The 14,316-nt window shown below is 59.9% G+C and carries 10 protein-coding genes; 5 read left to right on the top strand and 5 right to left on the bottom strand.

Annotated elements, in window-relative coordinates; all coding sequences use genetic code 11:
* Positions 1–21: 21 nt before the first annotated feature.
* Positions 22–957 carry a DUF368 domain-containing protein gene (locus tag NO998_RS04680; protein ID WP_267645907.1) on the bottom strand — a complete coding sequence of 312 codons (936 nt, stop codon included), beginning with the start codon at positions 955–957 and terminating at the stop codon, positions 22–24.
* Complete coding sequence (locus NO998_RS04675) at positions 957–4,328, bottom strand: oligosaccharyl transferase, archaeosortase A system-associated (protein WP_267645906.1); 3,372 nt, start codon at positions 4,326–4,328, stop codon at positions 957–959. The genes NO998_RS04680 and NO998_RS04675 overlap by 1 nt, the downstream gene beginning before the upstream one ends.
* 104 nt (positions 4,329–4,432) lie before the next feature.
* Between NO998_RS04675 and aglG the strand changes: the two genes are divergently transcribed.
* A complete protein-coding gene (gene aglG, locus NO998_RS04670; RefSeq protein WP_267645905.1) occupies positions 4,433–5,371 on the top strand; it encodes a glucosyl-dolichyl phosphate glucuronosyltransferase in 939 nt (312 codons plus the stop codon).
* On the opposite strand, the gene NO998_RS04665 is transcribed toward aglG, so the two are convergent.
* Positions 5,361–6,260, bottom strand: coding sequence for a glycosyltransferase family 2 protein (locus tag NO998_RS04665; RefSeq protein ID WP_267645904.1), 900 nt, complete (start codon positions 6,258–6,260; stop codon positions 5,361–5,363). The two genes, aglG and NO998_RS04665, sit on opposite strands and share 11 nt — an antisense overlap.
* 137 nt (positions 6,261–6,397) lie before the next feature.
* Between NO998_RS04665 and NO998_RS04660 the strand changes: the two genes are divergently transcribed.
* Positions 6,398–7,747: a sulfatase-like hydrolase/transferase gene (locus NO998_RS04660; RefSeq protein WP_267645903.1), complete on the top strand. Its 1,350-nt coding sequence runs from the start codon at positions 6,398–6,400 to the stop codon at positions 7,745–7,747.
* Between the two features lie 7 nt (positions 7,748–7,754).
* Here the strand turns inward: NO998_RS04660 and NO998_RS04655 are convergent, their stop codons facing one another.
* Complete coding sequence (locus NO998_RS04655; RefSeq protein ID WP_267645902.1) at positions 7,755–8,849, bottom strand: glycosyltransferase; 1,095 nt, start codon at positions 8,847–8,849, stop codon at positions 7,755–7,757.
* 163 nt (positions 8,850–9,012) lie between these two features.
* On the opposite strand from NO998_RS04655, the gene NO998_RS04650 reads away from it, so the two are divergent.
* Positions 9,013–10,194 (top strand): glycosyltransferase family 61 protein, encoded by a 1,182-nt coding sequence (locus NO998_RS04650; RefSeq protein WP_267645901.1) that lies wholly within the window; start codon positions 9,013–9,015, stop codon positions 10,192–10,194.
* Between the two features lie 21 nt (positions 10,195–10,215).
* Here the strand turns inward: NO998_RS04650 and NO998_RS04645 are convergent, their stop codons facing one another.
* Entirely contained in the window at positions 10,216–11,433 is a 1,218-nt protein-coding gene (locus NO998_RS04645) for an alkaline phosphatase family protein (RefSeq protein ID WP_267645900.1), read from the bottom strand.
* Between NO998_RS04645 and NO998_RS04640 the strand changes: the two genes are divergently transcribed.
* The gene (locus NO998_RS04640; protein WP_267645899.1) at positions 11,371–12,792 is read left to right on the top strand and encodes a sulfatase-like hydrolase/transferase; all 1,422 of its coding nucleotides are present in this window, start codon (positions 11,371–11,373) and stop codon (positions 12,790–12,792) included. The two genes, NO998_RS04645 and NO998_RS04640, sit on opposite strands and share 63 nt — an antisense overlap.
* Positions 12,793–12,860: 68 nt before the next feature.
* Positions 12,861–14,312 (top strand): oligosaccharide flippase family protein, encoded by a 1,452-nt coding sequence (locus NO998_RS04635; RefSeq protein WP_267645898.1) that lies wholly within the window; start codon positions 12,861–12,863, stop codon positions 14,310–14,312.
* The last annotated feature ends 4 nt before the right edge of the window (positions 14,313–14,316 follow it).

The raw sequence follows: 14,316 nt of genomic DNA, 5'->3' as shown, positions 1-14,316 counted from the left end.
ATCAGTCGCGCTACAGAGAAACTACTCCAGTGCGTCTCTTCCGGCTACCCGTTCCACGGCAAGCACGAGGGCCGCGCCCACACCGCCGGTCACCAGAAACACCACTATCGAAGAGTTCGTCCAGCCAGCAGGGAGTTCGCTGCCGGCCTGCACCACCGGCGCCCGGAGCGCGCCGACGACCAGCGCGACGAGGAACGTCATCGTCTCCGCCCGACGACGATCCAGTGCCCACTTCACGGCGTGGGAGACAGTGAACAGCCCGAACACACCGCCTGCAAGGAAGGTAACGATAGTCGCCGTCTCCGCCGGGAGACCAGTCGTATTCCCGCTGACGAGCGCGAGTAGGCCGTCGACGAATTTTCTCAGCTGTGTCACCATATATTCGTACTGTCCCAACAGGAGCAGGAGCAGCGAGCCGGAAACCCCCGGCAGGATCATCGCCGTCACCGCGATCGCGCCGGCGAGGAAGGTGACGGGGAGCGCGTGACCGAGAGCGCCCTCGGCCTGCCCCGAAAGGAGGAAGGCGACGCCGAAGCCGGCGATCCCGGCCGCCCAGCGCCCGCGCGTGTCGAGTCGCATCTGGCCGCGCAGCAGCCACGCCGAGGCGCCGATGAGGCCGAAGAAGCCGCCGAACGTCGCCGCCGGGTACGCCTCCATCGCGTGTTCGAGCACCCGAGAAACGGTGACGACGGCGCTCGCGATACCCAACCCCAGCGCGGCGAGGAAGAGGCCGTCCATCTCGCGGAACGCCGCGATCCCCTCGCTACGCCGGTCGGGGAACGGGGTCCCGAGCACGGAGAGCACGCGGTCCGGTTCGACGGCGGTGACCGCGCCGATCAGCCGGGGGTAGATCCCCGTCAGCAGCGCGATCGTCCCGCCCGAGACGCCCGGCACCGCGTCGGCGGCACCCATCGCGATCCCGCGAAGGTAGACGCCGAGCGTCTCGCGAACCCCCATCAGTCGAGTGCGGGGACCGTGACGCGCGGGGCGGTACCGGCCGCACCGGCGTCGAGGCTGTCAGTCGTGTCGCCGGTCGTTCCGTCGGTGGTCCGGTCCGAATCGGGGAGCGGCAGTTCGCTCGGGCCCGTGAGGCTGGAACTGTTCGTGTCCGTGGTGTTGTCGGACGTGTTACCCGACTCGTTCGCACCCTCGGGTGCCTGCGTTCGCGGTTCGAGCGTCACCTGCGTCGGCTCCTCGTCGACGCCCAGCACCTTCCCCTCGGACACGTCGAACTGTTCGCCGTACTGGATGGTGTAGCCGCTCTCGTTGGTCGTCGACGGTGCGGTGACCGTGTAGTTCGAGGTCGCACGCACGCTGACGTTCGTGTAGCCGTTCTCCGGCCCGAACTCGTCGTAGCCCGTCGTCGAGTACGGCAGCGTCATCGTGAACTCGCCGTTCTCGTCGGTCTGGGCGTGCTGGGTGTAGACGAACGTCTCGTTCGAGCCCGGCATCCGCATCTGAACCGAGGCGGTCACCTCGGTGTTGGCGGGCGCGTTCGAGCCCTCGATCGTCGCCCCGGGGACCTTCTCGAAGGTCTTGACCCACGACGGCGTCGTCGTCGACTGCTGGTAGATCAGGCCGTAGAGCCCGTCGCCGCTCATCGCGGCCTGTCGCCGGTCGTTCAGCTGGAACTGCTGGTTCTGGTACGTGCTCGCCTTCACCAGTCGGTAGTGCTCCAGTGCGGGGACGTCCTCGCTCGGGAACGGCCCGATGCCGCCGACCTGCGCGGTGGGGTCATTCGCCGCTGCCTCGCGTGCGGCGCTCATGTTGGGGTAGCGCTGGAGCAGCCCCTCGTCGGAATCGACGGCCGGGACGCCCTGAGAGGTGTCCCAGTCGAGGACGAACGGCTGGGCGCTCTGTGCGGAGCCGTGGTAGCGGTAGAGCCGCACCATCAGGCTCTCGTAGTAGCGCTGGTGGTACACCTGCGAGAACTGCTCGGCGTACACCTGGCCCTGGGGCGTCTCGTTGAGCTGGTAGACGCCCGTGGCGAAGTCGCCGTAGGAGACGTTCTCGTCGTCGTAGAACGTCACCGGCGCGCTGAACTTGTCCGTGACGGAGGCCATCTGGTAGTCGACCATCACGTAGCGGGTCTCCTCACCCTCGCCGGCGCGGGCGTCGAGCACCTGCTGGGCCCGCGTCTCGTTGGGCGCAAGCAGGTAGTTCGCGGCGTTGGTCGCGCCCTGCTGGAACGGGTTCGCGTTCGGGATCCGCTCGGCGCCGGTGGTGATCCAGTGGCCGTAGTCCCACCACGACATCACACCGTAGGCGCCGTCGGGGTAGTCGTAGTCGTCGACCCGGTCGTACTTCCCGTAGTACTCCATCTCGTCGGCGTTACCGGCCCCGCCGAGGTTCCCCTCTTCGGGGGTGTTGTTCTGCATCCAGTCGAAGGTAGGCTGCCACGCGAGCACGGCGCCCGGGCCGGTGCTGTTACCGACTTGCACCGAGGTCGCGGTGTTCGTCCCGGCGGAGGTCTGGGTCCCGCCCAGCGTGATCGGCACCGCGAGGACGGGCGCAGCGATCAGCAGCAACACCGCGGCGACGGTGAGCACCTGGTGACCCTCGAACTCGTCGACGAAGGCCACGGCCGCGGCGAGCAGCCCTGCCGCGAGCACCACCGCGATCAGCGCGTAGTCGAACAGCAACAGGCCGATGACGACCGGGACGGCGGCCAGCCCGACTGTTCGCGCCTCCACGTCGGTCGTCGACAGCGCGGCGTCGAAGTCGAGGTAGTCGAGCACGCGCGCGAACAGGTACGCGTTCGCGACGACGACGACGATGGCGAGGTAGTAGTTGAAGCGCACCTGGGTGAAGGCCATCGAGGTGATGAACGCCGCCCAGACCACGAACAGCAGGTCGGTCGGCTCGTAGCGCGCGATGAACGTCGCCCCGGCGATCAGCGCCGAGACGACGAGCAGGCCGATCAGCTGGCCGTTGACCCCGAAGAGGTCGCCGATGATGCTCGGCAGCGGCGTCAGGAAGATCAGGCCGATGGCGAGCGCGCTGCCGCCGAGGTACTGGTACGCGCGCTGGCTCCCGTCGCGCAGGAGCGGCCGGATGTGCATGAGCACGACGCCCAGCAGGCCGCTGAAGAACGTGAGGCCGTACTCGAACACGATCCGTTCGGAGGCGGAGTTCAGCCCGTACTGGCTGATCGAGTTCTGGCTGATGAACGGCTGGGCCTCGGAGATGGTTCGGGTTCCCGCACTCGCACTGAACCCGACGATTTGGAGGAGGTTCCCGGTGATACTCCCGAACAGTCCTGAAGCGACTACGGAGAGGAGGAGCGAGAGTACAGCGGCGATCCCGACGACTGCTGCAGGGTAGTAGGTGATCTCGATGTCTTCCTGTTCCCAGTAGCGTGCGAGCCACGCGAGGAATGCCGCGCCCACGGCGACCGCGATCGCAGCGAGGGGCTGGAGAAGCGAGTGAGCAGTCGTGCCAAAGCCAACTGTGTCAATGATGAGGATGCTGAAGACTGCCGCCGTGGTCATCGAGACGACAGTTGCGAAGGTGATCGGTTCTGCCGTGTCGCCGTGGAACACGGAGCTCGTGATTGCGAGGGCAGCGAACAGGCCAAAGATCCCGACGAGGAACACGGCAGGAGGCCAGACCCAAAGGAACAGGCCGACGAGAACACCAGCGAAGACCGACCAAATTAGGGGTTCGCGGATTGTCTCTGGGCTTCGGTTCTCAACGAGTTCCTCGTAGACGACTTCCCAGACGGGCATGGTTCGCTTTGCCGCCGCGACGGCGCCGAACAGGCCGACCATCGCGAGCGCCATGAAGAACGGCTCGGCGGCGTTGTGGTCGGCGGCGCCGACGAGGGTACGCTGGAGGAACCCACCCGGGATGAGGGCGAGAAGCCCGACGCCGAACAGGCCGCCGAGGCGGTTCCCGAAGCGCTTCCCGAGCAGGTAGACCGGCACTACCGCGAGCGCACCGAACACTGGCGGTGCGACAAGGAGAGCTTTGCCGACGAGGGCATCAGAAGGCGAGCCGAGGCCGACAACGAGGGCTGCAAGGGCGATCAGTTGGTCGTAAAGGGTACCGAACTGCCCTGCGAACCGCCCGACTGGGAAGCCAGTCCAGATGTCGAACGGCATTACTCCGGGGAAGTTCTCAACGGAGTACATCGTCTGCCGGAGGTGGTACCAGGCGTCGTTACCTGAGAAGTACACCTCACCGTTCTGGAGGAAGTTGGAGTAACTCTGCATGCGGACCCAGAACATCCACGCCGCCGCGAGGAGGAGGGCAGGGACGTGGTACCAGTCCTCCGCGGTGTCGCGGAACGACTGGCGTAAGTCGTCGCTTTCGCTGCGCGAACTCATTGGGGTGAATCGTGCCAAAACGGGGATAAGGTTTGTGTATCGGTGTAGCTAGCCGTGATCATAACCCGGGTGCTTTTTGCGGACGTCACGACTATCGGGCGGTAATGAAGGTCTCCGTGGTGGTCTGCACGTACTCGATGGATCGGTACGAGGTGTTCTGCGATGCTGTCGATAGCGTGCTTGAGCAGACTTACGAGCCGCTAGAGGTCGTGTTGGTCGTCGACGGTAACAAAACCGTCCATGAGCACGTGCAAGAGGAGTACGGCGGCGTTGAGAACGTCGTTATCCACAACAATGACGAGAACCACGGTATCTCCTACAGCAGGACAAAGGGTGCTGAGCTCGCGTCCGGGGAAATCGTCGCGTTCATCGACGATGATGCGACCGCGGAACCGGGCTGGGTAGAGCAGCTCGTTGCGGTGTACGAGGACACCAACGCCATCGCCGTTGGTGGTGACGTAAAGCCAGACTGGCAGACCGATCGACCAGACTTCTTTCCCGAGGAGTTCTACTGGCTCGTCGGCGTCGTCGAACCAGGGTTCGCGGAGGACGGTGAGGAAGTACGGAACACGTACGGCTCGAACATCTCTTACCGGCGCGAGGAGTTCTTAGAGGTCGGGGGGTACGACCCGAACACCGGCCGGAAAGGTGATCGACACCTGCAGGCCCACGAAGCACCGGTCGGAATCCGGCTGCTGGAGACGTACGGCCAGGGGATGCTGTTCACCGAGGACGCGGTCGTCCACCACAAGCTGTTCGAGTACCGTGGGGAGTTCGACTGGCTGGTCTCCCGATCGTTCTGGCAGGGCTACTCCAAGCGCGTGATGGACCTACTCTACCCGGACGCGCCGGACGACAAGAGCGCGTACCTGAGGCAGTTGCTGACGGAGCGTGTCCCGGGCCGGGTGAAAGGACTGGTTCGCCGACCATCGATCCCGGCAGTGAAGCAACTACTGGCAATCTTTGTGTTCACTGGAGCGGTGGGGCTGGGATATCTGTACGCGATTCTGACTCCAAACGTGGTCAAGAAGGCTAACGCGTAGGCCCTGGCACGTCCTCACGTTTCTCGCCGAGGAGGAATTCGTAGTAGTAGCCTAGGCCTCGACAGGCGAGCATTGCGATCGAGAGAAACGCGAACGCGAGGCGGGTGAACGCGGAGTCGGGAGCGTCTTCGTCGTCGTCGCCGGGGCCGCTGGGGGTCGGCGGAATACCAGGCTTGCCGAACCGGTCGGGGTAGTAGCGCTGCTTCTGACAGAAGCCGCGGCCGACGCGGACGTTCTTCTTTGCTAGCGCCTCGAAGGAGGTTCTCGCTGGATGGTAGACCACGGCGTCCTCGGCGTACCCCTGCTCGTAGCCGGCCTCGTGGACGCGCTCGCCGAACTCCCGGTCGCCGCCGGAGATGAGTCGAGCGTCGAACGTCCCCACCTCCTCAAAGACTTCGCGGCGTACGAGCAGCGCGCACGTGGGTGCGTAGTGTTCGGTTTCGAGGTACTGCTCCACGGGGAACCCTGTTCGGGCGTTGTACCGACCGACGATCGTGTCCTGGGGGAGCGTGAGCTCGACGTTGCAGCCGAGATAGTCGGCATCCTGTTCGTCCATGGCCCGAAGGGCGGTTTCGAGCCAGTCGTCGCCGACGGTCTCGTCGGCGTCGATAAAGCCGAGTACGTCGCCGTCGGCGTGCCGGATGCCCTTGTTTCGGGCGGCGTAGGAGCTCTGGATCTCGTCTTCGACGAGGAGGTGGACATTTTCGTGGTCTTGGGTGTAGTTCCGGATTACGTCGCGGGTGTCGTCGGTGGAGCCATTGTCGACGACGAGGATTTCGTGGTCGTCGTGGATCTGGACGACCAGCGCGTCAAGCGTGTCGGCGATGCCTTCAGGATCGTTGTAGACGGGGGCAACGACAGACACCGCGAGAGGGTGGGGCGTATTCATTAGTAAGGGTTATCCACGGATATCCACCCGCGGAAACTATATCACGAGTTGTAGGCCGGTCCACCTTCAAAACCGTTTCCTGTCACAGGCGGAACGGTCGGTCAGCCTTATTAGGCGAACACTCCTCAGAGTGCCGTATGTCCGGAGAGAACTCGCCCAGCGTCGCAGTGGTCGTTTTAGATACGCTCCGCGCAGACGCATTCGAGGAACACTTCGAGTGGGTTCCCGGCGTCAGGTACGATAACGCGTGGTCAACTTCACACTGGACGGTCCCTGCCCATGCGTCCCTTTTCACCGGGCGATATGGAAGTGAAGTAGGCGTCCATGGGAAGAGCAAGAACCTCGACTGTCCCGACGCGACACTTGCCGAACGCCTCCAGGATGCAGGCTGGACAACACGTGGATACTCGAACAACGTCCATGTCTCGCAGTGGTTCGACTTTGATCGGGGGTTTGAGGAATTTCATCACGATTCCTTTAGCGACGATGCGGACTTCAACTGGGCAGAGTTCATCTTCGAACATCGAGGTGACGGGGCGAGTCGCTACTTGGACCTCCTCCGCCAAATACGTGAAAGCGATGCGCCGGTGCTTCCGACACTTTGGCAGGGTGCCTGTATCAAACTCAAGGACTTCGGCGTCCTTCCCAAGACGGACGACGAAACTGGTATCGAAGCCGTCACAGACTGGGCAGAGTCAATTGCGTGGAACGAACACGAGTTCCTCTTCGTGAACCTCATGGAGGTCCACGGGCCCTACGAAGCCCCTGAATCCTACCGGACAGTTGAGCCGACACAGCAGGACGGAATCTGGTCGGTAGTGACCGGCGAGCAAGACGCTGACGCTGACCATCTCCGTGCTGCGTACAGTGACTGCGCACGTTACCTTTCAGATTCCTACCATGATCTCTACCCGCAACTGGCCGAGGCGTTCGACGTCGTGATCACGCTCGCCGACCATGGTGAGGCGTTCGGCGAGTACGGCGGCTGGGAGCATACGCCCGGCCTTTGGCCAGCTGTGACGCACGTTCCCCTTGTCGTTGACGTGACCGGAGACGCACCCACACCGATAGAGACCGAGTGCCCCGTCTCACTTATGGACGTCCACGAAACTGTGTGTGCGTACACCGGAATCAAGACGGGCAGAGAGACGCACGGTCGCTCTCTTCTTGGCGACCACTTTGACGCCGACTACCACCTCCTAGAGACACACGGTATGCTGGAGAAGGCTCTTGTCCGTCTGCGCAACGAGAACGTATCCGAACAGACGCTCAACGCGTTTGACGTGGAGCTGCACGCAATCGCGGGACAGGACGGATACTCGTTCGAGACTTACACTGACGGCATCGTGGACCATAACGGCGGCGTCTCGGATGCTGCTTCCGTTATCGAACAACTCGCGGCAGATCTCGAAGCGCGTGACGTTGAGGGGAGCTCGGATGTCCCTGACCGCGTTGAGGAGAACCTGAAGGACCTTGGCTACGTATGAGTGGCGGTCAGCCTATCACGCTCTCGATTAGCGCCTCGTAGCGTTCGACACTCCGCTCGGTCGAGAACTCTCGTGCCCGTGAGCGGAGGGTCTCCACGTCTAACGGGTCGTTGAGTGTCCGTTCGAGGGCGTCCGCCATCCGCTCAACATCGCCGACGGGGGAAAGCGGGCCGTATTCGCCGTCCGCAAGTATCTCCGTAGGCCCCGTGCAATCCGTTGAGACGACCGGACAACCACAGCCCATCGCCTCAACAATCACCATTCCGAACACTTCAGTCTTCGAAGAGAGCGCGAATACATTGGCATTCGACATATATGGGTAGACATTGTTGACGAAGCCTGGGAGATCAATGTCCTCGGCGACATCCATCGAGTCCGCATATTCGACAAGTGCTTCGTGTTCCGGACCATCTCCGATCAGGACCAGGCGGGCCTCGCGCTTTTCGCGGAGGGAGGCGAACGCGTCAACGAGTGTCCGGAAGTCTTTCTCGGGGGCATGTCGTCCAGCGCTCACGACTACGGGGACATCGGCGTCAGCACCGAACCACGGGTGGTCGGGAGCGGGATTCTCTTGATCATAGAACGACTTGTCAAGTACGGGGTTGTAGATAACGCGGCTGCGGTCAGCCGGCACACCGAGTTCGCACCGGACGTATTCGAGAACATCTCGACTGACACAGACAACCCCATCTGCTCGGCTGTACGCTTGCCGAACAAGGATGCGGAGAACGCGGCGTTTCAGACCAGGGTCCATTTTCCGGAGGATGCTGTGGTGTGTGCATATGAGGGCGGGTGGGTTGCGAATCGTTCGAGTCACAAGTCCCGCGATACCGTTCACGTGCGCGCCCATACTGATACACACGTCAGTTCCAGCGTCGACGAGGTGTCGTCTGAACGGGAGCGCGCTTGTAAGCACTCGATCGGCGGCGAGATCGACAACATGAACGTCATCACAAACCTCGTTAAGAAGGTCGCCTTCCGCAGATACGAGTACAAGCGAGACATCATTACCCGCGTCCGCGAGACCATTCGCAAGATTGACCGTTACCCGTTCAAGCCCACCAACTCGAAGCGTGTTCGCGTAGATAGAAATGCCGACCACGTCACTCCACCGCCTGGTGGTCGTTCATAGCTTCTGAACAGGTCTCGATAGCGTTCACGTGATAGCGCTACCGGCGGAGAGCATACGATTGCTTCGGTCTGCAATTCAAGAAAAGTCGTTTGGAAGACGACTGTTTAAATGTGTCTCCATCAAAGGGAGCATGATGGACTTGAGTAGCGCCCCGAGACGGGCCCTCCGGAAGCTACGGATGGACGGCCTCAGTGAATTACTCACCGAGGGGAGAAATACCCTCCTTGTCGATGTCCTCTTCTATCGAGGCCTCTATCACCGCGCCCTCCTCAACCGTATCGACACTGAAACCCAAGACGACCTCCGGAGTCACCCCAATTACGTCCGATACGAGGAAAGCAACGCACGTGTGAAGTATAAGGGCGGGAATGGGCTTGGAGATGACGGCGAGCGGTACGACGTGAGCGACCGGTTCGTCTGCGAACTCAACAATTCATGGCTCCTCGGCCCTGTTGGACCAGCGCTCACTGCAAGAGGGAACGTCGTTCTTGAGAGCGTCGGTGCACCCTTCCTCTTCCCACGTCGCGTGGGTGTAGGTCTTGCACAATCAATGGACGAAAACGGGATTTGGCGGACACTAAACGCACTATCCGGGGATGTCACGCCAGACCGACGCTTCGATACCGCGGCGTTCGCCGTGCCACCCTGGGCGAACTACTACCACTGGACCGTAGAGTGTCTGATACGTGTGCGCTTGCTTGAACGCCATGGCGATGCGACCGGAACATACCCGACACTCCTCGTCCCCGAGGATCGCTCCGCGTGGATGGACGAAACACTCGGTATGATCGACTACGCAGGTCCGGTCGCGGGCTTCGGTGGAGGCATTGCGGCCGTTGATACCCTCGTATTGCCCACGTTTCCGGACCCAACGCCTGCGGAGTGTCGATGGCTCCGTGAGCGGATGCGTGCCGGCACTGCCGCCGATGTTGGGAAATCCCGAGAACGCGTATATATCGCCCGCGACGATGCGACCGTCCGCCGCGTCTCGAATCAGGACGCCGTTGAGCGTGTTCTCAAACGGTACGGCGTCGAGACCTTCCTGCTTGGCGAACTGAGTGTCCGTGAGCAGGTGGAACTATTCTCGAACGCCGAACTCGTAGTGGCACCCCACGGTGCGGGCCTGACAAACATCCTTTACAGTGACGATCTCACGGTTATCGAGCTATTTGGCAAGAAGACAGTTGCGACCTTTGACCGTATTGCGGAGAACATGGATCATGAGTATCAGTATCTCCAGTGCCAACAGGACGGCATTGATATTCGTGTGGACATCGATCGGCTTGATCAGAAATTGAATAGTGTAGTTAGCTAAGATAGGCGGGGAACGAATAGCTCACAGGTATCCTAAGTTTTCGAGGCGGCTTTCGACATCCACGGAATCGGTCTCAGATTCAGGTTCCGGTGCCTCAGGATCATACATGCCGGTATCTTCAGCAGTGGTCTTTACCCAAGGAACCTCTCGCATACACGGTAGCGGACAACCGATAACGTGACGATAGAAACCGTACTCACCGAACGCTTCACCGTGGTCTGCTGTGATCACCACGTCCTCCGCATTGAGGTTCTCCAGAAGTCGCTCGACCTCATCGAGAACGAGCCTGAGATGATCTAAGTATTCCCTGTAAGCCTCCGCTCTCGTAACGTCCCTGGACCGTAGCGAGTCGAACGGGCGGACCAGGTCATCGCTGTCGGCTAACGGGAACGGGTCATGTGGGTACATATAGTGGACGAGCAGTCGATCGCTAGAGCGCTCCCTGCCCGCTTCGATCGCCCGGTCAGTGGTGTACTTCGGGTGAACCCACGAACCGGCGTTACCGTCGATCATCCACTCTGATGAGTTGTCGAACTCCGCCCGCCAGAGCTCCTCGAGATAGGCAAAGTCCTCAGGGTCGACCACGTCGTACTCAGACGGGCCGAACGGCATAGCTGCATGTCCCGTCTCGCCACCGTGACCCAAAACCCGATCAGTATACCCGTTCCCGGATACGTAGGCGGTCCGTTCGATCTCTTCTCGGTAGTCAGTATCGAAAGTGTGGTTCATCCACTCGAACGACGTGCTCCCGACGGAGTTGATCGTCTCGTCAACCGAGACAAAATCATACTCTTCGGAGACTTCGCGCAGGGCGTCGACTCGGCAGGCGTCGAGGATGATCAGGGCGTCCCAGTCGTGGTCGTAAACGTTCGTTCCATACGGCCACCACTTCGTAAGGCTCAGAAAGCAAGCGACGTAGAGGTAGTATATCGGACGGAAAACGCGTGACGACCAAGTTTTGTCCGTGTCCTTGATGTTAGACGCACTTTGAGAGAGCCACTCCGTGAAATCGACTGCTATTAAGCGGAGTACCGTGGTGTCCTGTTTATGCTTGACGGATAGATAGGTCGCCGGTGCACATAGATCTGGAATGTGACGGTCAAGTCCCGATACGACTAGACGTTGCTTTTCTGTTCTTACCGAAGTATACAAATGTAGTCGCTCGGATTCACATTCATGGGTCGACCGAACGTTCTTCTCGTCGTTCTCGACAGCGTACGCGGCAAAAATGTCGGCCACCTCGGATATCCACGGAACACGACGCCGAACTTGGACGATTTCGCCGAACAGGTGACGACTTACACGAACGCGCGATCTCCCGGAATTCACAGCATCTCCAGTCACGTCAGCATCTTCACCGGTTATCACGTCGCAGAACACCGTGCGACATCACATGGTGCAAGGATTTCACAGGGGCATACAATATGGGAGACACTTGCGGATGAGGGCTACCGAACGGGACTGTTTACACCTAATTCGATCGTCGCAGAATCCTCGAACCTCTCTTCGTTCTTTCAGAGAGTCGTCGGCCCGAAGCGTCAGGAACTGTTGTTTCCCGAAGCCCTCGGCCCCGAGGGAGTAGATGGGGACCCCAGCTACGTCAAGTACATGCTCGAAAGCCTGCATAGTGACTCCCCGCTCAAGGCGGTTTTAAACGGCCTGTCCCGTGAATTCGGCCGTTCTCAAGGGGCTCATGACCCCAAACGGGAGCACGGTGGTAAGTACGTCGACGAATTTGACTCCTGGAGAGAGTCCCAAGAAGACCCGTGGGCGGCTTGCATCAACCTCATGGATGCACATTACCCGTACATCCCACAAGACCAGTTCGCAGAGTGGGGTGGAGGGGGAAAACTCGAAGAACTCCACCGCGAGGCGATGGGCGGGCCGCTCACGACACAGTATCTCGGAGACAGGCCGTTCTGGGAACTCGAAGCGACCGAGAGCCTGTACGACGACTGTATTAAGCAGGCGGACGCGTATTTCGGGCAACTGTTGGATCGGCTGGAATCGGCCGGTGAACTCGATGATACATTAGTGGTGGTGACTAGTGATCATGGGGAGGGCTTCGGGGAGTACAGCGTGCTAAACGACGCGGTACGACTTATCGATCACAGCTGGGGTATCGGCGACGAAGTGTCTCACGTACCGCTAGTCGTTAAACATCCAGGCGAAGATACTGCCGAGATAATCGAGACCCCTGCCTCGCTTACGGAGTTCCCCACTGTCGTCGAAGATGCAATAGCGGGAGAGAGAACGAAGTTCATCCCGCAAGAAGGCCACACGCTCACGACATCCTACAGGATCGAGAAACCAGGGGACGAACTTCCGGTCTCGAAGGAAGACCGAGAGCCGTATTTCGGTCCGTGGCACGCCGTATGTCGTGACCTAGGGGGGACAGTTTACGTGGACGCAGTTCGAAACGATGATCGGGCACGGTACCGCACAGACCGGGACAGCGAACGAAACGACAAAACAGCAGTGGATCGGGACTTTGTAGACACGACCATTCAGGAACTATCTGACGCCGGGATTATGGAAGGTGAAAAAGAGATCAATCAAGACGTGGAACAACGTCTTCACGAACTGGGATACAAGTAGTACTCCGAGGGCCTGGCTGAGGTAACCGAAAAGGAGACCTTATTGGGCTTTCACCCCGGTGTGCGAGTATGCGGCTGGGCCAGACCTCCATTATCCACTTCGCATCTCGTTTTGTCGCGTCCGCATCCGGGTTCGCCGCAACGGTGTTTATCGGTCGGATACTCGGGTCAGGCGGTCTCGGGACGTACTACCTGATCCTCTCCCTCGTCGCGTGGTTGGGCATCGCAGTGAAGATGGGGGTTCCCAGTTCGATTACGAAGCGGATTAGCGAAGGGACGGACGACGCCGCATATGCGGTCGCAGGAACGTCAATCAGTATCCTTCTCTTCGTAGTAGTCTCGGCTCTCGTCCTCTTGTTCCGTGAGCAAGTAAACGAGTACATCGGCCATCCGGCTGCAGTGATCGTCGTCCTGTTCCTAGGGGTGAACCTGGCACAATCGATCACCAATTCCGTTCTCAGAGGACAGCACTTGGTCCACATTTCAGGCGTCTTCACACCAATCCGAACGGGTTCCAGAAGCATCGTTCAGATCATTGGTTTACTGAGTGGCTTGGGACTCACAGCGCTATATATCGGCTACACTGCTGGCTATGTGCTTGTCGCTCTTTTCGGTCTCTGGGTTGCTCTCAAGAATTTCCAGAACATGAGGCTCCCCAATCGGAAACACTATCGAGAACTCATATCATACGCCAAGTTCTCGTGGATCGGGTCGCTTCGGTCCCGGGCGTTCAACTGGGTTGACGTAACTATCCTTGGGTTCTTTGTTTCACAATCTGTTATAGGGATTTACACAGCGGCATGGAATATTTCGGTTTTCCTGATACTGTTCGGTGGGTCACTGAGCCAGACACTATTCCCGGAGATGAGTTCGTTGTCGGCCGACGAAGACTCCGAAGCTGTCGCTGATCTCTTTGAAACAGCCCTCGCTTTCAGCGGTCTGATCCTGATCCCCGGCCTGATCGGAGGAACACTCCTTGGAGAACAGCTGCTCCGTATCTACGGTGATGAGTTCTCGCAGGGTGGAACTATCCTCTCGGTGCTCATCGTCGCTACTCTGATTCAGGGGTATCAGCGCCAGTTCACGACGACTTTAAACGCACTTGACAAGCCGGAGATTGCGTTCCGAATAAACGCGGTCTTCATCGCAGCAAACGTGATTTTGAATCTCAGTTTGATACCATACTTCCAGGTTATTGGTGCAGCAGCAGCAACGGCAACCGCCGTTGCTATCAGTCTGGTTGCGGCCCACTACATGCTTTCGTCGCTAATCGACTACTCTATCCCATTCGGAGAGATTGCACGACAGTGGGGTGCTGCAGCAGTAATGGGTGTTGTCGTAGCGTTAGGACGACGAGCCGAAACCACATACATCGACTTCAGCTACGAGTTCGTGACAGTACTGATACTCGTAATCCTCGGGGCAGGAGTATACTCCGTCTCACTATTCGCACTCTCTGGCCGTTTCAGGAAAACGGTTATTGACAATCTTCCGTCCCGACTCTCACAAATATCTGTGTAGACGA

The sequence above is a fragment of the Halolamina litorea genome, from assembly GCF_026616205.1.
Classification (GTDB): Archaea; Halobacteriota; Halobacteria; order Halobacteriales; family Haloferacaceae; genus Halolamina; species Halolamina litorea.
This window is presented reverse-complemented; position numbering and strand designations above follow the sequence as displayed.

What these genes read in the sequence shown, in the direction of transcription:
- NO998_RS04650 (WP_267645901.1), top strand. Translation starts at nt 9,013, where the DNA reads ATGGACTTGAGTAGCGCCCCGAGACGGGCCCTCCGGAAGCTACGGATG.
- NO998_RS04675 (WP_267645906.1), bottom strand. Translation starts at nt 4,328, where the DNA reads ATGAGTTCGCGCAGCGAAAGCGACGACTTACGCCAGTCGTTCCGCGAC.
- NO998_RS04635 (WP_267645898.1), top strand. Translation starts at nt 12,861, where the DNA reads ATGCGGCTGGGCCAGACCTCCATTATCCACTTCGCATCTCGTTTTGTC.
- NO998_RS04680 (WP_267645907.1), bottom strand. Translation starts at nt 957, where the DNA reads ATGGGGGTTCGCGAGACGCTCGGCGTCTACCTTCGCGGGATCGCGATG.
- aglG (WP_267645905.1), top strand. Translation starts at nt 4,433, where the DNA reads ATGAAGGTCTCCGTGGTGGTCTGCACGTACTCGATGGATCGGTACGAG.
- NO998_RS04665 (WP_267645904.1), bottom strand. Translation starts at nt 6,260, where the DNA reads ATGAATACGCCCCACCCTCTCGCGGTGTCTGTCGTTGCCCCCGTCTAC.
- NO998_RS04660 (WP_267645903.1), top strand. Translation starts at nt 6,398, where the DNA reads ATGTCCGGAGAGAACTCGCCCAGCGTCGCAGTGGTCGTTTTAGATACG.
- NO998_RS04640 (WP_267645899.1), top strand. Translation starts at nt 11,371, where the DNA reads ATGGGTCGACCGAACGTTCTTCTCGTCGTTCTCGACAGCGTACGCGGC.